The sequence below is a fragment of the Cobetia sp. 10Alg 146 genome (genome assembly GCF_029846385.1).
GTDB lineage: Bacteria > Pseudomonadota > Gammaproteobacteria > Pseudomonadales > Halomonadaceae > Cobetia > Cobetia marina.
The window spans coordinates 22655-45444 of sequence record NZ_JARWKT010000006.1 but is presented as its reverse complement, the minus strand read 5'-3'; the positions used below and the strand labels follow the sequence as shown (position 1 = coordinate 45444).

General features: G+C 61.9%; 18 protein-coding genes. 7 read left to right on the top strand and 11 right to left on the bottom strand.

The genetic code is table 11. The annotated features are described in order from the left end of the window. Positions 1-36: 36 nt before the first annotated feature. From QD172_RS11815 to QD172_RS11780, 8 genes are all read right to left on the bottom strand, one after another. The gene (locus QD172_RS11815; protein ID WP_279855832.1) at positions 37-1017 is read right to left on the bottom strand and encodes an ABC transporter substrate-binding protein; all 981 of its coding nucleotides are present in this window, start codon (positions 1015-1017) and stop codon (positions 37-39) included. A 51-nt stretch (positions 1018-1068) separates the two neighbouring features. Further along, positions 1069-1683, bottom strand: a complete 615-nt coding sequence (locus tag QD172_RS11810; RefSeq protein ID WP_077379338.1) for an HD domain-containing protein — start codon at positions 1681-1683, stop codon at positions 1069-1071. Positions 1684-1703: 20 nt separating this feature from the next. Then, on the bottom strand, positions 1704-2834 hold the full coding sequence (locus tag QD172_RS11805) for a TauD/TfdA family dioxygenase (protein WP_279855926.1): 1131 nt from the start codon (positions 2832-2834) through the stop codon (positions 1704-1706). A 315-nt stretch (positions 2835-3149) separates the two neighbouring features. Beyond that, entirely contained in the window at positions 3150-3749 is a 600-nt protein-coding gene (locus tag QD172_RS11800) for a hypothetical protein (RefSeq protein ID WP_077378599.1), read from the bottom strand. A gap of 165 nt (positions 3750-3914) precedes the next feature. Beyond that, positions 3915-5264, bottom strand: a complete 1350-nt coding sequence (locus QD172_RS11795) for a TRAP transporter large permease subunit (RefSeq protein WP_077378596.1) — start codon at positions 5262-5264, stop codon at positions 3915-3917. Further along, on the bottom strand, positions 5254-6000 hold the full coding sequence (locus QD172_RS11790; RefSeq protein WP_279855829.1) for a TRAP transporter small permease subunit: 747 nt from the start codon (positions 5998-6000) through the stop codon (positions 5254-5256). Before QD172_RS11790 ends, QD172_RS11795 begins: the two co-directional genes overlap by 11 nt. Further along, the gene (locus tag QD172_RS11785; RefSeq protein ID WP_279855827.1) at positions 5997-7133 is read right to left on the bottom strand and encodes a TRAP transporter substrate-binding protein; all 1137 of its coding nucleotides are present in this window, start codon (positions 7131-7133) and stop codon (positions 5997-5999) included. The genes QD172_RS11790 and QD172_RS11785 overlap by 4 nt, the downstream gene beginning before the upstream one ends. A 451-nt stretch (positions 7134-7584) precedes the next feature. Further along, positions 7585-9117 (bottom strand): sigma 54-interacting transcriptional regulator, encoded by a 1533-nt coding sequence (locus QD172_RS11780; protein WP_279855825.1) that lies wholly within the window; start codon positions 9115-9117, stop codon positions 7585-7587. A gap of 245 nt (positions 9118-9362) precedes the next feature. On the opposite strand from QD172_RS11780, the gene QD172_RS11775 reads away from it, so the two are divergent. Next, on the top strand, positions 9363-10571 hold the full coding sequence (locus QD172_RS11775) for a hypothetical protein (RefSeq protein WP_279855823.1): 1209 nt from the start codon (positions 9363-9365) through the stop codon (positions 10569-10571). 49 nt (positions 10572-10620) lie between these two features. Here QD172_RS11775 and polA read toward each other — a convergent pair whose 3' ends face one another. After that, complete coding sequence (gene polA, locus QD172_RS11770) at positions 10621-13509, bottom strand: DNA polymerase I (protein WP_279855822.1); 2889 nt, start codon at positions 13507-13509, stop codon at positions 10621-10623. Positions 13510-13852: 343 nt separating this feature from the next. On the opposite strand from polA, the gene QD172_RS11765 reads away from it, so the two are divergent. The 3 genes from QD172_RS11765 (at position 13853) to speA (ending at position 17412) form a co-directional block, all read left to right on the top strand. Next, positions 13853-14182, top strand: a complete 330-nt coding sequence (locus tag QD172_RS11765) for a DUF2782 domain-containing protein (protein WP_279855820.1) — start codon at positions 13853-13855, stop codon at positions 14180-14182. 205 nt (positions 14183-14387) lie between these two features. Further along, a complete protein-coding gene (locus QD172_RS11760) occupies positions 14388-15350 on the top strand; it encodes a homoserine kinase (RefSeq protein WP_084209458.1) in 963 nt (320 codons plus the stop codon). A gap of 163 nt (positions 15351-15513) precedes the next feature. Next, entirely contained in the window at positions 15514-17412 is a 1899-nt protein-coding gene (gene speA / locus QD172_RS11755; protein WP_279855818.1) for a biosynthetic arginine decarboxylase, read from the top strand. A gap of 185 nt (positions 17413-17597) precedes the next feature. On the opposite strand, the gene QD172_RS11750 is transcribed toward speA, so the two are convergent. Both QD172_RS11750 and thpD read right to left on the bottom strand, forming a co-directional pair. Further along, positions 17598-18332 (bottom strand): fumarylacetoacetate hydrolase family protein, encoded by a 735-nt coding sequence (locus QD172_RS11750; protein ID WP_279855817.1) that lies wholly within the window; start codon positions 18330-18332, stop codon positions 17598-17600. A gap of 204 nt (positions 18333-18536) precedes the next feature. Next, positions 18537-19643, bottom strand: a complete 1107-nt coding sequence (thpD, locus tag QD172_RS11745) for an ectoine hydroxylase (protein WP_308457347.1) — start codon at positions 19641-19643, stop codon at positions 18537-18539. 556 nt (positions 19644-20199) lie between these two features. Between thpD and QD172_RS11740 the strand changes: the two genes are divergently transcribed. The 3 genes from QD172_RS11740 to QD172_RS11730 all read left to right on the top strand — a co-directional run bounded on the left by QD172_RS11740 (position 20200) and on the right by QD172_RS11730 (position 22536). Beyond that, the gene (locus QD172_RS11740) at positions 20200-21138 is read left to right on the top strand and encodes a CsgG/HfaB family protein (protein WP_279855816.1); all 939 of its coding nucleotides are present in this window, start codon (positions 20200-20202) and stop codon (positions 21136-21138) included. A 25-nt stretch (positions 21139-21163) separates the two neighbouring features. Next, entirely contained in the window at positions 21164-22033 is an 870-nt protein-coding gene (locus QD172_RS11735) for a hypothetical protein (protein WP_043333251.1), read from the top strand. Positions 22034-22149: 116 nt separating this feature from the next. Next, positions 22150-22536, top strand: coding sequence for a hypothetical protein (locus QD172_RS11730; protein WP_279855815.1), 387 nt, complete (start codon positions 22150-22152; stop codon positions 22534-22536). Positions 22537-22790: the final 254 nt, after the last annotated feature.

Below are 22790 nucleotides of genomic sequence, written 5' to 3'. Positions count from 1 at the left end.
GCGATCAATGGCCGTCATCGCGGTAGGGAGGCTACGTCAGTCTTGCAGGCTGGCGTTCACGGCAGCGACGGCATCTTCGCCATCGCGGGTCGTCACGCCGGCAAGAAACTCCGCCAGACGCTCCGGGTGGGCGACGAGCCAGTCGTGCGCCACCTCATCGAGGTCACGCTCGTTCAGGCTGTAGTCGAGGATGAAGGCGCTCTGCTCATCGGAGCTGAAGACCAGCTGATCGAGAAAGCGCGTCAGGTTGGGATTGGCCTCGGCGTAGGCGGTCCGCACGACGGTCTTGACGTCACTGGCGCCGTTGTCAGGGCCGAAGACCGATTCCGGGTCTTCCAGGATATGGGTGTCGAATTCCGGCACCATCCAGTGCGGCGTCCAGCCGTAGAAGGCGATCCAGCGTTGCTCGCGCTCGGCGGCGCGCACTTCACTGAGCATCCCCGGCGTCGAGGATTCCATCGCATCCCAGCCACCCAGCCCATAGACATCGTCGTCGATGGCGCCGTTGAGCATGTCGCTGATGGTGGAGCCGCTTTCGATGGAGTAGATGGTCTCATCGAATTCATCGGCGTGGGCGGCCAGGTCCGCCGCGCTGTGGATACCCGCGTCATAGACATAGCCCGGCACCGCGAAGCCCATCCGGGCACCGGTGACGTTGTTGCCGAGATCCGTGATCGCGCCGGCCGCCATGGCCGCGTCGTAGCTGTCCTTCTGGGCCGGCAGCCAGCCGGCGAGGAAGGCATCACTGTCGCCGGTGGTCAGCGTGTTGTAACCGACGGTGGAGCTGACTTCCTGCCGCTCCACGTCATAGCCCATGGGGGCGAGAATCTGGGCGACGATCTCGCTCTTGACGCTGACACCGGGCCAGGGCGGCACGATGAGCGTCAAGACGTCGTCCGTGTCCTGGGCAGAAGCCGCCAGCGGCGCCGTACTGAGCAGCAGTGCACCGAGCGTGAGAAGTCCGCGGCGGGTGCCGCGCAACGGGGAAGAGGTCAGGCAGGTCAGGGGTCGCTTCATCTTGTCGTTCCTTGTCAGCACCGGTCGCGCCGGGCCTTGTTATAGGGAGTGTCAAGCGGGGTCTTGCATGCCTTGCGCGACTGCAGCCGATGGCGCTGCCACCAGTTTCGGTAGGCCGCCAAAGGGCTCACGCCCCATCACGCGCGCAAGCATCGGGAGGAAATGCGCAAGCGGCAGGGTGTCGTATTCGGGGTCGAAGCTGGTCTGGTCCCACTCGTCACAGAAGCGCACGGTGCGCTCATAGGCAGGGTGGTGGGCGTAGGCATCACGTGCATGACGGTCCTGGCCGAAGAATTCCCGGTAGTGATAGCCCTGGAACAGCTCGTGATGGCGAATCATCCAGACATTGAGCGGATCGATGAACGGTTCGAGGATACCCGCGGCGATCTCGGCATGATTGGCCGGTGCGAGATCATCGCCGATGTCGTGCAACAGCGCGCAGACCACCATCTCCTCATCGGCGCCGGCACGCAAGGCGCGGGTCGCCGTCTGCAGGCAGTGCTCGTAGCGATCCACCGGATAGCCATGGTGATCTCCCTGGAGGCGGCCCAGGTGGGCGATCACGCGCCGGCAGGCATCGGACTGATACTCCCGGAAGTGCGCATCGATCAGCGCCCATTCGGCATGCGTGCTTTCCGCGAAGCTGCGAAAGCGCGCCTGGGTCATCGGGACGGTATCTTGCTGACTCATGCGGTGGCCTCCTCCCGGTTGTCCGGCTGACCGCTGAGCTGATCGGCAAGCTGGTCGGCCAGCAGCAGGCGGCGGCTGGCCGTGGAGTCGCGATCCACATAGCCCTGACGCATGTGGCGGATGCCGCCTTCCAGCTGGAAGGCACTGCGACCATGGAACAGCCGGTAGTTGTCCATGATCAGCATCTGGCCCGGTGCCAGCTTGAGGTGCAGCGTGAAGTCGTCACCGGCAATCAGGCGGTAGAACGCCTGACGGGCCGCGTAGTAACGGCGCAGGGTCGCGCTCGGCAACGCCGGCACCCGCTCGGTACGATTGGAGAAGCGCACACGGGCCACCTGCCCCCGACTATCCAGCTCGATCAAGGGGCCTTCGCTCTCCAGCCGCGTGGTGGCATCGTGATAGCGGAATCCGGGCGTGACCTCGGTTAAGCAGGCAAAGGCCTCGGGGTCTTCACGACGCAGATGCTCCGCCGCGCTGAACCCGTCCACCAGCGTACTGTCACCCCCCTGGGCGGCATTGCGCAGGCAGTGCAGCCAGATATAGCCGGGAATCGGATCGCGATAGGGGTTGTCGGTATGCGGCTCCAGCCCGCGCTGGGTCATGGTGAGGTCATAGGCGTTGGCGACGGATTTCACGTCGGCGATGCCGCCCCAGTTGGTGCGCCGCAGCGGCCCGATACGGTGGATCAGCCCCTGCATGCCGTCCTCCGTGTCCGGCACGCCACTGACCCGCACGAAGCCGAAGCGCTGCAACTGCTCGAGCATGTCCAGCAAGGCCGCGTCATCGTCCAGTGCTGCCGCGAAGTCAGCCTCGGGCAGCTGGGCGAGATCCCCCTTCCAGAACGTCATGCCCTGGTAGGCCTGTGGCGCGCGACACTCCGCCAGCAGAGCCGACGACGAGACACTCACCGCGTGGCCGTCGCTGAAGGCCAGCGACAGCGTATCGCCGTCGAGCTGCGCCTCGCTCAGGCGCAGATCCAGCGGCAGATCCGCCGCCTCGATCAGGCGCTGACCGGTCAGGGAATCGAGAGTCGCGTCATCAGGACTCCGCTCGCGCAGCCAGAGCGCCTCAAGGGTCAGATCACCCTCGGGGTGGCTCAGCTGCAGTTGTCGTCCGGAGTCTGTCAGGCAGACGGAAAGGGGGGCGCTGGGCACTCGATGTTCTCCACGGCTGGGGAGCGGCACGCTTGTTTTCCCTGGCAGGTGCCTGCTCTCGGGGGCGGGTCCGACTGGAATCTCTTCTACCTTAAGCCCCTACCGTCGAAGTGGTTTGAGGAAATTGGACATAGATTTGATGAAATTGGCCATATGTCGGACCAGCGGACGCGGCGCATCCGCGGAAACGAATCGGCAAGGCTTGGGAAGGAATGGCAGGCAGGCCCGGCAGCTATCGTGCGCCGGGGGTACGACAAGAGAACGAGGGCCGGGAGCCCCCATTCGACATCAGTCGGTCAGGTGCAGGACCTGACCGTTGAGCGCGCGACCGGCACCACCGGCCAGGAAGCGCGCGCACTCCGCCACGGCGTCCGGTCGGCTGCCCTCAGGACACAGCAGATTGGCACGCACCCTGTCGGGGGCACGCAGCGCGAGGCGCTGGATCAACTCACCCAGCGCCGCCTGCGCCATGGCAGTGCCGTGATGCTCCTGCGAGGGCAGCGGCGAGGACAGCGGCGGCGCGACGGCCAGCAGGCGTCCACCGTGGCGCAACATGCGTGCACAGGCCGCCTTGAGCAAGGCGCCGGGCCCGGCGACCTGCGCGACCAGACACGCCTCCAGCGACTGCCCGGCCACGGCCTGCGGCGGCATGCAGACCAGCACGTCGAGACGGCCGAGACGCGCCACCAGCACCTCGAAACAGCCCTCGCCCACCACCTGACCGAAGCGATCCGACTGCTCGCCGCCCAGCGCGTCCAGCACGCGCTCGAGATCCGTCTGCGCGGTGCTCATCAGGGCGATGATGGCACCATCTTCCAGGAAGGTGCGCGCCATGGCTTCCAGCCATTCTCCCTGCCCCGCAATCAATACCCTGCGTCGTGGCAGCATCTCGTTCTCCCTGATGGATCGCTCTGCCGATCACGGCGGATCTGTGGCACATCACCTCCCTGTGATGCCCCTCGCCCTGCTGACTACCTCCCCCGGCGTGGCGGTGGCACGGTGCCGATGTCCCGCCCGCACTCTGCCCGCACCCTGCCCGCCCCCTGCCCGCACTCAGGGCATCAGCCCCGGCAACCACAGCACCAGCGCGGGGAACAGCATGCACAGGATCAACCCCGCCAGCTGCAGGCCGACGAAGGGCAGAATCGAGCGATAGATGGTGCCGATGGACACCTGCCCGGCGGTGATGCCCTTGAGATAGAACAATGCGTAGCCGAAGGGGGGGGTCAGGAAACTCGTCTGCAGATTGATGGCGACCAGAATCGCGAACCATACCAGCAGCCCCTGGCCGGACAGCCCGAGCCCGAAGTCCAGCGCCTCGACCACCGGCGCCACCAGCGGCAGCACCACGAAGCTGATCTCGATCCACTCGAGGAAGAAGCCGAGCACGAAGATCAGCCCCATCAGCAGCAACAGCAGGCCGTAGGGACCCAGGCCGGTGCCGGTGATGACATCCTCGATCAGATAGTCGCCGCCCAGGCGCTTGAAGACCACCGAGAAGCAGGTCGCGCCGATGACGACGAACAGGATCATCGCGCTGGTCCGCGAGGTATCGCGCAGCGTGTTGCGCAGGGTGTCGAAGGACAGCCCGCCCATCACCAGCGCCAGCAGCAGACTGCCGCCCGCGCCGATGGCCGCGGCCTCGGTGGGCGTGGCGATACCGGTCATGATCGAGCCCAGCACTGCGACGATCAGCACCATCGGGCCGAGCAGATCCCGCAGCAGCGCCAGCGGCAGCGGTGTCTTGTCGGTACCGAGCAGCGACTGGTCCGGCAGCGGTGCCCAGTCCGGGCGCAGCTTGGCGGTGATCAGCAGGTAGGCCACGTAGAGCGCGCCGAGCATCAGCCCCGGAATCAGCGCCGCCTTGAACAGTGCCCCCACCGAGATCTGCAGGATGGAGCCCATCAGCACCAGCATGATCGAGGGCGGAATCAGGATGCCCAGGGTGCCGGAGGCCGCGATCACGCCACAGGCCATCTCGGCCTTGTAGCCCTGCCCCAGCATCACCGGCAGCGCCAGCAGCCCCAGCATGACCACCGAGGCACCGATGATGCCGGTACTGGCGGCCATCACCACGCCCAGCAGCGCCACCGAGACGGCCAGACCGCCATGCACGCGGCCGAACAGGCGCTGCAACGTCATCAGCAGATTGCGCGCCACTCCGGAGCTTTCCAGCATCAGCCCCATGAACACGAACAGCGGAATCGCGATCAGCAGCCAGTTCTCGATCACCCCGCCGAAGATGCGCGAGCCGACGGTGCCGAGAAACGGCAGCGGGATGTCACCGATGAAGGCGAACAGGATACCCAGCCCGCCGAGCAGGAAGGCTACCGGGTAGCCGGAGAAGATACCGATCAGAAGTGCCACCACCATGGTGATGGGCAAGGCGTATTCAGCGAGCATCGTCATGGCTCCCGTCTGCTTGATCCTTGGGTGCCGTCGTGCCGGCCGTCTCGTGTGCAGCGGTGTCCTGCGTCTTGCCTGCCTGAGGTGCAAGGCCGGCAAGACTGGCAATCTCGTGGTCCTTCAGGCGCTCAGGAGTGCGCGCCGGGTCGAACAGACAGGCCAGATTCTCGAAGATCTGCCCGAGTGCGCCGAGGGCGAGAAACACCAGCCCCGTCGGCAGCATCGCCTTGATCAGATACCGGTCCACCAGCCCGCCATAGTTGGACTTCTCGCCGGACATGTAGGACATGATGACGAAGTGCTTGGACAGCCAGGCGATCAGCAGGCAGAAGGGAATCAGCATGATGAGGTGGCCGAGGATATCGACCACGGCGCGCCCACGCGGCGAGAGGCACTGGTAGAACAGATCGACCCGCACATGCGTGTCGCTGTGCAAGGCATAGGTGCCACCGAACAGCGTCAGCAGGCCGAACAGATGCCATTGAAGCTCGGTGACGGAATTGATGGTGATCGCGGTGCCGAACAGCAGCACGTCAGGCGACCCCCAGTTGGCGATTTCATTGATGCCCAGGGCGTTGAGCGTGACGGTGGTGAGCACGGCCAGGATGATCGCCAGACCCAACCAGCTGGTCAGGCGACCCACCCATAGCCCCAGGCCGACCAGCGGTCGGCCCAGGGCGTCACACACCGCCCCGCCCTGTGCCCGCCAGGGCGCAAGGCGGGGGTCGGTCATTGGGCGCTACCCTCCTCAGCGTCACCGGCCTGCTTCATGGCCATCGGCTGCGGCATGGCCTGCAGCTCGTACCATTCGTCGATCAGTGCGGCATGCTTCATCAGCGAATCGTAGGCCTTGGCGAAGTCAGGGTTGGTCTGCTTCTCTTCTTCCAGCACTTCCCCCCATGCCTTCTGCAGCGCGGTCATCACCGGTTCCGGGAAGCGCTTGACCTCGACACCCTTGGCTTCGAGCTCATGGATCGCACGTACCTGAGCCGGCGGCGCTTCGGCCATCGCCCACTGCAGGGTCGCGCGGCAGGCGGTCTGGAACTGCGCCTTGCGCTCGTCACTGTAGCTGTCCCACACCTGCTGGTTGATCAACAGCGAGAACCAGCTGGCGCTCTGGTGCCAACCCGGGAAGTAGTAGTACTTGGCGACTTCATTGAAGCCCATCGCCTGATCGACCTGCGGCACCGAGAACTCGGTGGCATCGACACGGCCACGCTCCAGCGCGAGATAGATCTCGCTGCCCGGTACCAGCTGGGTGGAGGCGCCCAGCTTGTTGAGCACCTTGGCGCCGAGGCCCGAGATGCGCATCGACAGGCCCTTGAAGTCATCCGGCGAGTTGATTTCCTTGTTGTACCAGCCGCCCGTCTCCTGCGGGGAGATGAAGCACGGCAGCACCTTCACGCCGTAGGGGTCATAGGCAGCCTGGATCAGCTCGGTGCCCTCACCGGCCCACATCCATGACATGAAGGCTTCCGGGCTCGGGCCGAACGGCAGCGCACCGTAGAGGTTGGTGATCGGCACCGTGCCGGCCCAGTAGCCCATCCAGTCCCAACCGGCCTGGATCGCGCCGGAAGAGACGGAGTTGAAGACTTCGAAGGCCGGCACCAGATCGCCCGGCTCATGCACGCGCAGACCGACTTCACCGCCGGTGGCGCTCTTGAGTTCCTCGGACAGACGCACGGCCCCGGCGCCCAGGAAGTTCTTGGTCGAGAAGGTACTGGCGACGTCGAGCTGCTTCGGCCCTTCCGCCTGAGCAGGTGCGGCGGCCATCAAGGTGGTGGTGGCGACGGCCGCCGCGATGGCGGCTCCGAGGCGCAGGCGACGAGTCGGCGTCGTGTGACGCGGCGTGGCGTGATGCAACATGGCACGGCTCCCTGATTTGTTGTTGTACTGGCTGGTCGTACGGCTCGATGCTTTCTGGCGATAAGGCACGCAACAAGCTGACGCTTACGTCAACTTACCCATTGACAACGCAAGCGCCTGACCACGCCACAACAATTCCAATGATTTCAGAGAGCTACGAGAGCCAATCACGCACGAGTAGCCGCACGATGTCCTCGATGCCGCCATCCACGCTCGGCAGCGTCCGGAAAGCCGGACACGCGGGTCGCCAAGGCTGCGACCAAGGTCGCGCGCTGACATGAATTCGGTCTACGACTCCAGTCGAATATGCCGATAGTGGAAGGCAGACCCCATGCGGGTAGGCACGGCGTGGGGTGGCGTGACACGCAAAGCGTCCGGAATTCCGGTCATTGACCGAGTTTCCGGACGCTTTGACCCCACGTCTGTGGCGGGAAGGTGAAACCACTCTCGATCAGGGCGTTTCGGCCAACAGGCCATGACGGTTGAGCTTCTCGTAGAGCGAGGACTTGGCGATGCCGAGCTGACGGGCGGCGCGGGTGCGATTGCCATTGGCGGCAGACAGGGCGGCCTCAATCAGGCGTCGCTCGGTCTGCGCCATCGCCTCCCGCAGCGAGCCGGTTGCCACTGGCGTGTCGGAAGCAGCAAGCACGTCTGAATCCGAGGGGGGTGTGGTTAATTCAGTCCGGCGGGCATCGCCATGCCGCGCATCGCCATGCCGGGCACCGATGGCATCCGGCAGATCGGTCGGCTGGATATGGCTGCCGCCCAGATAGAAGGCGGCTTCGAGGACGTTTTCCAGCTCGCGCACGTTGCCGGGCCAGTGATGGGCACACAGGCGCTCCAACGCGGTCTCGGAGAGTATCGGCGGACGACGGCCACTACGACGCGCCAGACGTGACAGCAGATGCGTGGCCAGGGTCGGCAGATCGTCACGGCGCTCGCGCAGCGGCGGCACCTGCAGTGGCACCACGTTGATGCGATAGAAGAGGTCTTCGCGGAATTCGCCGCTCTCGACCAGCGCCTCCAGCGGGCGGTGCGTGGCGGCGATGACTCGTACATCGACGGTGACCAGCCGTGTTGCGCCGACCGCCTCGACTTCACGGTCCTGCAGCACGCGCAGCAACTTGGCCTGCATCGCCAGCGGCATGTCACCGACCTCATCGAGAAACAGCGTGCCACCATCCGCGAGCTGGAACTTGCCGGGCTTGCCGCCTCGCCTCGCGCCGGTGAACGCGCCTTCCTCATAGCCGAACAGCTCCGCCTCCAGCAGCGCTTCGGGAATCGCCGCGCAGTTGAGCTTGATGAAGGGCCCCTTGGCGCGCGCCGAGCTGCGATGCAGCGCATGGGCATACAGCTCCTTGCCGGTACCGGACTCGCCACGGATCAATACCGAGGCGCCGCCGGGGGCGATCTTGCGTACCTTGCTGGCCAGCTCCCGCATGGCGGGCGAATCCCCGATGATGTCACTCAACTGCCAGCGCGCGCCGCTGGGGGTTTCCAGCGCCTGACGGTAGTAGTCCACCTCCGCCTCCAGCGCCTGGACCTGAGCATTCACCTGCCGCCATTCCCAGGTGTCGTGATAGAGCACCGAGCCGATGGCGCCGATCAGCTCGCCATCGCGGAAGATGGGGTAACGGTGGGCAATCATGTGGTGGCCACGAATCAACTGCAGCTGGGCCAGCTCCGCGCGTCCGCTTTCCAGCACCTCATGCATGCGGGTGTTCTCGATCACCTCGCTGACATCGCGCCCCAGCACCTCGCTGGCCTCCACCCCGAGAAACTCGGCATAGGGGGCGTTCAGAAACTGGATACCGCCCTGGGCATCCACCACCACCACCCACTCCTCCACCGCATCCATCGCGGCTCGCAGCAACTCGCGACGCGCGCGCTCGACATGAATCGAGGTGGCAGGTGAATCGTTGCGCAGCGGGGCAGCCGCCTTCGCTCCACCCGCCGCGCCTGACACTGGCATCTGCTGAGCCATCTCCGCTCTCCCTTGGCGTGTCCGGTCATCGTGGGTAGCCATCATGCCGCCACCGACACCCGCCGGATCTGGTTGTTATGGGCTGCACCATCACGCAGCCAGCGTCCGGAAAACCGGACGCCACCCACAGCATCGGCCTACTGCCGCCAGGGATCAACGTAGCCAGTGGTCGTAGACAGCTACACATATTGATTAAAACCACCGAAAACCTATATTCAAAAGACGCCACTAATAAAGAGAAGGTCATGAATAGAATTTTTGGCAGAGGTCCAAATTCACAACATAATGCTTGCGTTGGTAATAATGGACAGCCAGATGCAATTGATTACGCTAAAGGGTATTCAACTGCTGCAAAGATGCTAATAGATACTTATCTAGAAAATAGTACATCTATCTTCCAAGACCAACTTGTCTACCCTATTTGCTTTAATATGCGACACTCAATAGAGATAATACTAAAAAATGAAATCTATAGATCGATCGAAATAAATAGAATCAAAGGAATTGAAGTTCATTTCAACAATAATAAATCCCACGACATTAATATAATATGGGAGTTCTTGTTTACGCATTTAATGATGTTAGACAGGCAATACAAGCCAATTCTAAATACGCTTAAACCGTTAATAAATGAGATTGGTAGCGTAGACCCCACTGGCCAGACATTTCGGTACCCCGAAAATGTCGACGGACACAGACATCTAGTGAAAGTTAGCCTTATCAACATTGAGCGACTAAAAATTAATTTTGAAATCATTGAAAAACTTTTAACAAGATTAGTAAGACTTAGCGATACGGTTTTCAGTGACTATAAAACCAATACATATACTAGAAATTTATCAAGAAATGATATAAGGGATATATCAACAAGGCTACCCCCTAAATACAGCTGGCCAAGCACACAACTTACTGAAGCAAAAGATGAGATAATAAGAAACTACAAGATAAGCAATACTGAATATAAAAAATGCCTGAAAATAATTCAATCACACCATGAGTTTAGCGCAAATATTGGCTTGGAGCTTGAGCTTGACAGCCTATCTGAGAACGACATTAACCAACTATGTAAAACTTGGAGAGAAACGCATGGAAACACATCACCCCAATCCCGAAATAGAATAATTACCACACAAGAACTGCGCAAAGAGATTGACGCAGGCTCTAATAGAGGTGAGGTCTTTGAAGCTTTCAAAGAAACTTTAACTATAGATAAAGCTGTGGAAATAGAGTCGCTATTTTATTTTGGGTACGAATTAGATTACAGCGAAAAATACTTAGAGAAAGTAGAACGTCTTTTTAGTGAATACACTATAAGAGCCAGTGAAGAACACGACTTACTTGAAATAGCTATCTCTGAAATCTTGGACAAAGTAAATGCTCTAGAAAATATTAAAAAATCTCTCTGCTTCTTAAACCAGACCAAATTGGCCAATACTATAAACACAACCAAATAAAAACCCCGCCGAAGCGGGGTTTTTGTTATTGCTTAAAGAGTCCGTCGCATTAATGCGCTTCTTCCCAGTTATCGCCTTGCTCGACTTCGACGAGCAGCGGGACGTCAAGGGAGGCGGCGTTCTGCATGCGCTGGGCGACGTCTTTCATGAAGTCTTCGACCTGCGCTTCGGCGACTTCGAAGACGAGTTCATCGTGTACCTGCATGACCATCATGGCGTCATACGCCTTGTCACCGTCATTGCCCGCCAGCCAGGCGTCCACATCGATCATGGCGCGCTTGATGATGTCGGCGGCGCTGCCTTGCATCGGGGCGTTGATGGCGGTGCGTTCGGCGGCGCTGCGACGCGCGTGATTGCGCGAGCCGATTTCCGGCAGGTAGAGACGACGGCCGAAGATGGTCTCGACATAGCCCTGCTCGGCGGCGAGATGGCGAGTGTCTTCCATGTAGGTGGCGACGCCCGGATAGCGCTCGAAGTAGCGCTCGATGTAGGTCTTGGCCTGGCCGGGGTCGATATCCAGCTGACGCGAGAGGCCCCAGGCGGACATGCCGTAGATCAGCCCGAAGTTGATGGCCTTGGCGCTGCGACGCTGGTCACTGCTGACACGTGATTCCTCGGTGCCGAAGACTTCCGCGGCGGTGGCGGCGTGCACGTCACGGTTGTCGGCGAAGGCCGAGAGCAGCCCCTTGTCACCGGAGAGGTGCGCCATGATGCGCAGCTCGATCTGCGAGTAATCCGCCGCGACGATGCGATAGCCGGGGCGTGCGATGAAGGCCTGACGAATGCGACGGCCCTCCTCGCTGCGCACCGGGATGTTCTGCAGATTCGGATCGGAAGACGACAGACGCCCGGTGGCGGTGACGGCCTGATGGTAGCTGGTGTGCAGGCGGCGCGTGGTCGGGTTGACCAGCTGCGGCAGCTTGTCGGTGTAGGTGCTCTTGAGCTTGGTCATGCCGCGATGGCGCATGATCAGCTTGGGCAGCGGGTAGTCCAGCGCCAGCTCCTCAAGCACCGCTTCGGCGGTGGACGGCGCGCCCTTGGGGGTCTTCTTCTTGACCGGCAGCTTCTGCTCCTCGAAGAGGATCTCGCCCAGCTGCTTGGGGGAAGAGAGGTTGAACTCGCGGCCCGCCAGCTCGAAGGCCTGCTTCTCGATGTCGTGGATCTGCTCGGTCAGCTCACGGGTCTGGGCGTGAAGGCGCTCGGGGTCAATCGCGACGCCGTTGCGCTCGATGCGCGCCAGCACCGGAATCAGCGGGTATTCGTAATCACGCAGCACCTCGCCCAGACGGCCCAGCTTCTCGATGCGCGGCATCAGCAGCGCGGCGAGGCGCAGGGTGATGTCGACATCCTCACAGGCGTAGGGCATCGCCTCTTCCAGCGCGATCTGGTCAAACGTCAGCTGCTTGGCGCCCTTGCCGGCGATGTCGGTGAAGCTGATGGTGCTCTCGCCCAGGTACTTGAGCGCCAGCGAGTCCATGTCGTGACGGGTCGCGGTGGAGTTGAGCACGTAAGACATCAGCATGGTGTCGGCCAGCGGACCGGCCACCGCGATGTCATAGCGCGCCAGCACCTCGATGTCGTACTTGAGGTTCTGGCCGATCTTGGTGATGGCGCCATCGGCCAGAATCGGCGTCAGCGCCTCCAGCACGGCCTGGCGCTCCAGCTGCGCGGGGGCATCCAGATAGCTGTGGGCGACGGGGATGTAGACGGCCTCGCCGACCTCCAGCGCCATGCCGATGCCGACGATCTCGGCTTCCATGTAGTTGAGGCTGGTGGTCTCGAGGTCGAAGCACAGCGAGGTGGCATTGCGCACGCGCTCCAGCCACGCGTCCAGCTCGGCCTGCTCGGTGATGGCGCGGTAGTTGCGCTCCTCACGCGGCGGCAGCGCCTCGGGCATCTCGTCCTCGTCACCCGCCGCATCCAGCTCAGGCGTCGGTGCAGCGGCGGTCTTGCCCTTGCCGGAGGCCTTGTCCGCGACGGGCGCGATGCTGTCGCCGAACAGATCACCGCCGGCGACACCGCTGTCCTTCTCGTCGGCGTGCGGGGTGGCGGCCATGTCACCGCCTTCCAGCAGCTCCTTCAGCCAGGCGCGGAACTCCATCTCCTTGTAGAGCTCCACCAGCGCGGCGGTATCCGGCGCGGCGATCGCGAGGTCATCCAGGCCATGCTCCAGCTCGCAGTCCAGCTTGATGGTGGCGAGACGATAGGAGAGATAGGCATCCTCGCGGTGCGCTTCCATCTTCTTGGCCAGCGTCTTGGCGCCGCGGAAGCTGAGCGTCTTGATGCGATCGAGATCACCGTAGATGGTGTCGAGACCGCCGCCCATGCCCTGCAGCAGGCCCAGCGCGGTCTTCTCGCCCACACCCGGCACGCCGGGAATATTGTCGACCTTGTCGCCCATCAGCGCGAGGAAGTCGATGATCAGATTGGGCGGAATGCCGAACTTCTCGGTGACGCCGTCCACGTCCAGCGTCTCGTTCTTCATGGTGTTAACCAGCGTGATGTGCTCGTTCACCAGCTGAGCCATGTCCTTGTCGCCGGTGGAGATGACGGCGTCACGCCCGGCCTCGGTGGCCAGTCGCGCAAGAGTCCCGATGACGTCATCGGCCTCGACACCTTCCACGCACAATAGCGGCAGACCCAGCGCGCGTACGCAGGCATGCAGCGGCTCGACCTGCAGGCGCAGGTCATCGGGCATCGGAGGACGCTGGGCCTTGTACTCGGGGTACATGTCATCACGGAAGGTCTTGCCCTTGGCGTCGAACACCACCGCCATGGGGCTGTCCGGATACTGGCGGATCAGGCTCTTGAGCATGTTGATCACGCCCTTCACCGCGCCGGTGGGCAGGCCCTTGGAGGTGGTCAGCGGCGGCAGGGCATGAAAGGCACGATAGAGGTAGGAAGATCCATCGACGAGAACGATCGGCGTGGCGGCCATGAGCAGTCGCATCCGTAGGCTGAAGGGTGGGCTTGGGGCAAGCAGAGTCGGGGCCGAAACTCTCTCGGCATCAATGGCTGTCATGATACGCAAGGGCTGCGGCGAGGCACAGTCACGCCGCGGGCATGGACCGGCTTTCGGGCAGCTCCCAGGGGCAGTGAAATCGTGCACGCGGCTGACAAGAGTCGTAGACTGCGCCCATCAGGCAAGGTTTCTGGCCATCGCCGATTCGCTTGCCCTCCGCACGCTTGCGCACAGAATCTTTGCGCTCAGGACTTTTGTGTACGGGGCCTTGTCGCCAGTCTCCCTGCGATGAAGGCTCACGTGTTAAAGGAGGAATGCCATGCGCACGACTGCTTCGATTGCTCCGCACCCGACGCTGCGCCTGCCCACGCTGCTGGCGAGTGCTCTGCTGCTGGTCATCACCGCGCTGGGCGCCCCGCTGGCCGTGGCCGAGAGTGATGCCCCCAAGCCACAGGTCACCAGCCGTCAGCAGGATGACCGCCAGCTGCACGAATACCGCGTCAATGGCCATCTGTACGCCATCGAGATCATCCCCAAGGGGGGCACGCCCTTCTTCCTGCTCGACAGTGATGGCAACGGCAACTTCACCCGTTCCAGCGTGTCGCAGGCCAGTCAGCTCAAGGTGCCCGGCTGGGCGCGGAAAAAGTGATAAGCTCGGCATTGCGGGTCACGCGGCATCTGACCCGGCAGTGACGGGCATCATGCCCGGACCGGACGCATCCCTTGCGCTCGGTCCGGGCATGGAGGTCTTCCTCCTGCCTACCGACAACAACTCCTGTCAGCGCATTGCCGCCGCGTCGGTCCAGCGGCGCGCCACTGATGGGGCGGACACATTTCGGCGAGAAGAGTCACCCATGGCAGTCTTTACCCCCCTGAGCGAGGCTCAGGTCGCAGAATTTCTGGCAGAGTACGATGCAGGCACGCTGACATCGCTTGAAGATGTCGCCCACGGCACCGAGAACTCGACCTTCTTCGTCACCACCGACCGCCGCGAGATGGTGCTGACCCTGTTCGAGCAGGGCGAGCATGAGGAACTGCCCTTCTTCGTCGAGCTGCTCGACTTCCTCGCCGGCCACCAGCTGCCGGTGCCCGGCCCGCTGCATGACCGCGAAGGTCAGGCGCTCAAGACGCTGGCAGGCAAGCCGGCGTTGCTGTTTCCGCGCATGCCGGGCAAGTGGCCCGTCTCGCCCAATGTCGCCCAGTGCCGCGAGATCGGTGCGGCGCTGGGGCGCATGCACGCCGTCTCGCAGCACTTCACCGGCCAGCGCCCCAACACCCGTGACCTGCATTGGATCAAGCCGATGCACCACAAGGTGCTGGCCTATCTGAGCCCGGAAGACCAGGCATTGATGGCTGACGAGATCGATGTCTGCGAAGACGTCTTCAGTGGCGTCGACCTGCCACAGGGCGCGCTGCACGGGGATCTGTTCCGCGACAACACGCTGTTTGACGGCGATCGCCTCGGCGGCATCATCGACTTCTACAATGGCTGCACCGGCGACCTGATCTTCGATCTGTCGATTCTGGTCAATGACTGGTGCTCCAATGACGATGGCCGTCTGGATCAGGCGCGTTATGACGCCCTGCTCAGCGCCTATCTGGCCGAGCGCCCGATGAACGCTGACGAACGTCGCCTGTGGCCGAGCATGCTGCGCATGACCGCGCTGCGCTACTGGCTGTCACGCCTGCTGGTGGTCTACGTGGACCCGCCCGCTCACAGCCTGACGCCGAAGGACCCGGCACAGTATCGCCAGTTGCTGGGCCGGCGCATCGAGGAAGGCGCCCTGCCGCTGCCCGATGCCACCCAGCCGGCCTGAATGTCCACGCAAGTGGCAAAGCGATTGCCTGCGCCTCCCCAGCAGGCATAATGCGCCCCCTGAGCGCCCGCATCCGTGCGGGCGCCATTGTCTTCTCCGACGCTGCCCACACCGCTGAGCACCGCCGGGCTTGCCTTCACGCCGTCCATCTCCGGAGACCGCGATGACCTCCTTTGCAGCCGAAGCACGCCGCACCTACAACATTGACCAGTGGGGCAGCGGCTATTTCGACGTGGGCCAGGATGGCCTGACGCTGGTGCGCCCCCATGGCGAACCGGGTACGCCTGCGCTGCCGCTGATCTCGCTGATCGACAAGGCCCGCGCCCAGGGCCTGCGACTGCCGCTGCTGATCCGCTTCGCCGATATCCTGCATGACCGGGTCGAGCAGCTGTGCGCCGCCTTCGATGCCGCCATCAGCTCACGCGGCTATGGCGCCAGCTACACCGCCGTCTATCCGATCAAGGTCAACCAGCAGCGCCGCGTGGTCGAGGAACTGCTGGCGACCAGCGAACGCTCGCGCGGGCGTGTCGGCCTGGAAGCCGGCAGCAAGCCGGAACTGCTCGCCGTGCTGGCGCTGTCGGACAATGGCCCGTCGGTCATCGTCTGCAACGGCTACAAGGACCGCGAGTACGTGCGTCTGGCGCTGATGGGCGAGAAGCTCGGCCACCGCGTGCACCTGGTGGTCGAGAAGGCCAGCGAGCTGGAACTGGTACTGGAAGAAGCTGAACGTCTCGGTGTGCGGCCGCGCATCGGTCTGCGCGCGCGCCTGGCCACCATCGGCAAGGGCAACTGGCAGAACACCGGCGGCGAGAAGTCGAAATTCGGCCTGACGGCGAGCCAGATCGTCGCGCTGGTCGAGCGCCTGCGCGAAGTGGATGCGCTGGACTGCCTCAAGCTGGTCCACTTCCACCTCGGCTCGCAGATCGCGGACATCAGCGACATCCAGCGCGGCCTGGCCGAGTGCGCGCGCTTCTATCAGGGGCTGCATGAAGCCGGTGCCGGCGTGGAAATCGTCGATGTCGGCGGTGGCCTGGGCGTGGACTACGAAGGCACGCGCTCGGAAAGCGCCTGCTCGCTCAACTACTCGATGCGCGAATACGCCGACTATGTGGTCGGGGCGTTCCACGCGGTGTGCGAGGCGCATGATCTGCCGCATCCGCACATCATCTCCGAATCCGGTCGTGCCCTGACCGCTCACCACGCCGTGCTGGTGACGGACGTGATCGGCGAGGAGCGTGTCGACCTGCCGCTGCCCACGCCGCGTGAGGATGATCTGCAGATCGCCGCGCTGTGGACACAGGCCGCGCGTCTGGAGGGTTCGCTCGAGCCACGTGAGCTGGTGGAGATCTACCACGCCGTGGTGCATGCCCAGCATCAGGTGCAGGAGCGCTTCGTGATGGGGCTGGCGAGCATCGCCATCCGTGCCGAGGCGGAGGCCATCTACACCAACGTGTGTCGCAGTCTCGCCGGGCGCCTCGATGCGCGCCAGCGTTCGCACCGCGCGGTGCTCGATGAGCTCAACGAGAAGCTGGCCGACAAGCTGTTCGTCAATTTCTCGCTGTTCCAGTCACTGCCGGACATCTGGGGCATCGAGCAGATCTTCCCGATCCTGCCGCTGACCGGTCTCGACCGCGCGCCGACTCGCCGTGGCGTGATCCAGGACATCACCTGCGACAGTGATGGCCGCATCGACACCTATGTGGATGACCAGGGCCTGGACGCCACCCTGCCGCTGCCGGAATGGCATGCCGAGGAAGAGAAGCTGCTCGGCTTCTTCATGGTCGGCGCCTATCAGGAGATCCTCGGCGACCTGCACAACCTGTTCGGCGATACCGATTCCGTGGATGCCAGCCTCGACGACGAGGGCCAATGGCAGCTTTCCCATGCCATCCAGGGCGATAGCGTGGCGCAAGTGCTGCGCTACGTGAACTTCGACCCGGATCAGCTGGCGGCCCGCCTCGCGCGTCAGCTCAAGTCATCCAATCTGAACGCGCTGGAACAGGCAGACCTGCTCGAGGACCTGAAGGCAGGCCTGGAAGGATATACCTACCTGGAGAGCTGAGCCCTTCCGTCATTGAGCCGATCTCTGCTTCAGAGATTCGAGCCTTGAGCGCAAAAGACCAGAAAGCAGCAGCCCAGACAGCAAAAGCCCCTGCCGGAATCCCGACAGGGGCTTTTCTTTTTTAACTCGCTCAGGGCTGTTGTGAACTCGCTCAGGGCTGTCTCAGCCCCAGTCAGCCCCAGTCGTCATGCCACGCCGCGCGTGCGTGTCTCGACACGCAACAGCTCGCCACTGCCATCCGGGGCATCCAGCGCCAATACCAGCGCCTGATCCGGATTCAGCTCGCCAACGCCCTCCGGCGTGCCGGTCAGCACCACGTCGCCGGGCAGCAGCGTGAAGCTGTGGCTGATCTCGCTGAGCAGCCGCGCGACAGGGAACAGCATCAGACGGGTATCCGCCTGCTGACGCTGCTCGCCGTCGATGGCGAAACGATACTGCAGTGCCTGGAAATCGACATCATGCAGTGCGCCTTCGCCATCACGCCAGCGCGGGCCTTCCAGCGCGACGAAGGAGGACAGCGGACAGCTGCCGTCAAAGGCCTTGGCCAGTTCCCACGGCTGCCCCTTGGCCTTGAGCTTGCTCTGACGCTCACGCAGGGTGAGATCCAGCGCCAGCCCCATGCCGGCCAATGCCTCCAGCGCCTCGTCTTCACTCGCCTCGCACAGTGGCTTGCCGATCAGCAGCGCAAGCTCGGCCTCGTAATGGTACTGGCCACGACGCTTCGAGAGCGGCAGCGGCTTGTCCATGGGCACCACGCTGGTGGCGGGCTTGATGAACAGCAACGGCTCGCTGGGCACTTCATTGCCGAGCTCCGCGGCGTGGGCAGCATAATTGCGCCCCACGCACACCACCTTGCCGAGATCATGGGCAAAGACACGACCATCGCTGAAACGTGGGGTAAAACGCTGAGCAAGCGGCATGCAGAACTCCTGTCGGGGCGTGATGGATGATCAATGAGAGATGTCTCAATCTTACGCCGCCCCGCCGGTTTGCCACTACCACACCAACGTCCGAGATTTCGCCGCCTGAACGCAACCCCGGGTTGTGCAGTTCAGTCCACTGGCCTGCTCAGCCTTTCGGTCTTTCCTTTCGCTTGCTCACGCTGGCGATCTGTCACGCGCGGCTCATTTTTCCAGTTCATCCCAGCCACCATCGGCACGGTGGGCCAGAAATTCAGGGCGCGGACGAGAGGCCGCGAACGGCGCCTGCATGGCATTGTCGACACGGTTGTAGACGAAGAAGGCGTTGCTGCGCGGGTCCGGCGACATGTTGGCGTTGGAGCCATGCAAGGTGTTGCAGTCAAACATCAGCAGACCACCCGCGGCACCGGTGGGCGCCTCGATGCCACGCTGGGCGACCAGCTCTCGCAGCGCTTCGCGCGAGGGCACACCGACTTCCTGTGCCTGCAGCGAAGACTTGTGATTGTCTTCCGGCGTCTCGCCCAGGCAGTGCACGAAGACTTCGTGCGAGCCGGGGATCAGCATCAGCGGGCCGTTGAAGTGGTGATTGTCATTCAGGATGATCGAGGCGCTGACCGCACGCATTTCCGGCATGCCATCCTCGGCGTGCCAGGTCTCGAAGTCCGAATGCCAGTTGAAGCCCTTGCCCTCGAAGCCCGGCTTGTAGTTGATGCGCGACTGGTGGACATAGACATCGCCACCCAGAATCTGGCGCGCGCGATCCATCAGGCGCGGGTCTTCGGCAAGCTGGCGGAAGCGCTCCGACAGGAAGTGCACGGCGAAGATGGAGCGGATCTCGCGGCTCTTGGGCTCGGTGATGGTGAAATCACGGCCCTGGAGATCTTCCTGCTCCAGCAGCGCAGCCAGTTCGGCCTTGAGCGTCTCGACTTCTTGCGGGGCCAGGAATTCCGGCTCGAACAGGAAGCCATCGCGCTCGAACCGCTTGAGTTGCTCAGCCCCCAGCGGCCCCTCGTCGGCGCGCGAGTGCACGACGGGCTCGCGGCGCTTCTGCCACAGGTGCTGCGGTGGCTGGCTCAGACGCGTCGGGTAGGCGTCGCGCGAGTGGGAGGATCCTCGGTCGCTGCCTGACTTGTCCAGATAGGCTTCCGGCGCCTGATCGCGATCGGCATCGACCTGACGGACACCCAGACGCTGATTGGAGGACTCTGCGCCATCGCTGGCGTTGCTGCCGTCCATCTCGTGGTGGTGGCGCTGCTTGGACGAAAGCGCAGCGGTGGCGTTGTACGAGGTCATGTGGCGTGAAGCTGTCATCTTGCTCTCCTTAAGGCATCAATGGCTTGCATTGAGGAAAGAGGAATCCGGCGTTCTATTCCTGCGGCTTGGCCGCACTGTCCCACCTATGGGCCATGACACAGACTTCAACCCCATGAATCATGAATTAATCACAGACGCCTGATCCCCGAGTTCGTTAAAAGACCATTCAATCGCGCACTACCCCCGCCATCACCGTTCTCGCGAAAACATGAGACCTCCTGTGTCTCACGGATGACAAGATTCCTCAGTCACCCCGATAGATCATTTCATCATTCACGCGGTGGCCACGCGCCTCATGCATGAAAGACATCATGACTCATATATCGCCTCATTCCTTGTCATGGCCTCCTGACAATTCACCCCAATACGCTTCGCCTTTTGCAAATCGCATCGCGAATGATCACCAGACAATAAGCGTAAGTTGTTGTGAACTATTGTGAATTTAGTTGGCACACTTAATGCCCCTGTAAAGTCACGGCATCACAACTGATAGACACATATCAGAGTACAAGAACGGCGCAGGACAATGCGTCACACCAGGGGAACTTCCAGCATGTTCAAGCCACGGATTTGTCTGGCCGCTTGCATGGCCACAGTGCTGGGGGGCTGCGCCGCAGTCGAGCCGAAATTCGATAATGTCGAGCCAGTCGTCGGGCCGCCAGTCACCTCAAACAATACGCCTTACAGTGAATGTCTTGCCTCATTGAGCCGTATTTCAGGCGCGACAAACCTGCCAGTCATCGCCGTCGGGCAGATCACTGACAAGACAGGGCAACGCAGCTATTCGACAGTAACCGAAAGCGCCGCCGTCACTCAGGGTGTCTCGGAAATGTTGATCAGCGCGCTCTACAAGACTCGCAAGGTTCACCTGACAGAGCGTCTTGATGTTCGCGTCCCGCTGGCGGAGCAGCAGCTTTACGAGAACAAGGCCATGGCCTATGCACCACGCAAGCTGGCCGTCCTCCCCTCGCACTTCGTGGTTCTCGGTGCCCTCACTGAGCTCAATTACAACATTTCCAGTGGTGGCACTCGCCTGTTCGTCAGCGGAATCGGGGCCGGATTGCGGACCGCCGTCATCAATGTGGGCCTGGACCTGCGCATGGTCGACATCCGCACCTTCCGCACCGTCTATGTCACCAGCCTGCAGAAGCAGGTAGTGGGTTACGAAGTCGAAGCCGGCATCTATCGCTTCTTCGGCAATCAGCTGGTCGAGTTTGATTCCGGCGCAGTGCGCAATGAACCACTGCAGCTGGGCGTGAGATCAGTCGTGGAGATGGGCGCCTACCAACTCCTGACTGAAGGCCTGGGACTTCCTGTACCTGCGGGGCAGGAATGTGAACTTCACCCGGGACAGCATGTTGCAGCGAAAGACGGCAACACGCAGCAAGTGGCCGCAGCCAATACGGCATCAGGCAGTACCGCAGCAGTCGCAACACCGTTGCAAGCAGCACCCGCATCAGAAGTACCGGCAGCATCCAGCGCAGCACAATAAGTCAACATTCATGAGGAACATGACAATGACTACCTATAATAAGCTCGCAGTCGCCATCGGTCTCGTAAGTGGTGTGATGATGGCAAGCCAAGCGCAAGCCTTCAATAACGTGGATTGGAATTGGGATGGGTATGTCAATACTGATGTCAATATTGATGTCTATATTGACCCGAAAATCAAAGATCCAGGCGGCCTGGTGATGGTCGAAAGTCTGCAAAAGCAGATCGGTGACGTCAGCTCCGAAGCCATCGTCAGTGATGTCAGCTACGGTGCAGGTGAAGCAGGTGACCCTTCCATCGAACTAGTTGATAGCCTCAGTGCAGGCAGCAGCGCGTCATCCGCTGCGAATGCACACAGCTGGAATCATCATTCAGCAGCCAATGCGAGTGCAGATGCAGTTGCAAACGCTAACGCTGATGTCGATGTCTATATCAGCTATGCCGGCTCCACGCCTAATCCTGACATTACTCGCCTAGAGTCGCTTGAGAATGCCGCTACTTCGGTGGGCAACAATGTCTCGGTGGATAGTGATGCCATGGTCAACCTACACAATGAGCAGTTCTTGGCGGGTTCTGGTGGCTATTTCTTCTACCCGGGCACTGCTGAAGTCGAATCATTGGCTAAGGTCGACAACATTCTCAACCTGAGCGTGGACAATGCCGCGACCTCCGTAGGCAACAATATGTCGGTCACTCTGGATAGCACTGATATCGATAGCGCCCTGATTGCCGACAATACCCAGATGAGCTTCGCCAACATCAGCTCGACTGCCAAAGTCAGCAACATCACGCTGGATCTGCCGCCGACAGGCAGCTTCGAAGGCCCGGTCATCAATAATGCCGCGACCTCCGTGGGTAACAACATGTCCATCAGCGTCGGCCCCGTGACTCCGTAACCCCTCTGCAGGCAACCAACACACGCGGGGCAACCCGCGTGTGTTTCAGCACCTGCTGACATCAGACGTCTCACGCATCAGACACTGCATCTTTCACAGACCGAAAGGAGCAAGACATGAATGCTTTCACACGTATCAGCCTGGGAGTCGTGGGCGCGGGATTCCTGCTGGCCGGTAGCGCCAGCGCCAACTCGTTGATGGGCCCCTTCCCCTACGACTTCCCGGCGCGCAGTGCAGAAACCGCCCTGATCCTCTACGAGAGCAAGAAGGCCGGCAGCCTGGGGGAAGGGTCCGAGACCAATATCGGCGCATACACGCTCAATACCGGCAGCAGTACCTCGATCGGCAACTGGCAGCAGATTGAACAGACCCTGAGTGACGGCTCTACCGGCACCATCGACAGCACGGCGGACCAGTCCGCCGATGGCAGTTCGCAGACGTCGTCAACGGATTTCACCATCACCCACAACAATGCGGATGATGAAGAGGAAGAAGTCCCATGATGCCCCGCCCGGGCAAGGCGCGACGGCCCAGGCAGGGCACTTGAGAACATCAGACTCACGTGTCAAACGTGAGGAGAGAGTTGGTCATCATGCCAACGGGTGGGATGAGATATCTGACCCTCGCGCGCAGCGGAAAAAACCCACTAAAAGCCGCCATGATCATCTCTCACGTTTGAGTAAGCTTGGAAAAGGACGCGCAACAACCCGCATGACGAAGACTCAACGCTTGGGAAGCGTGTGTCCTTCCGAGAGGC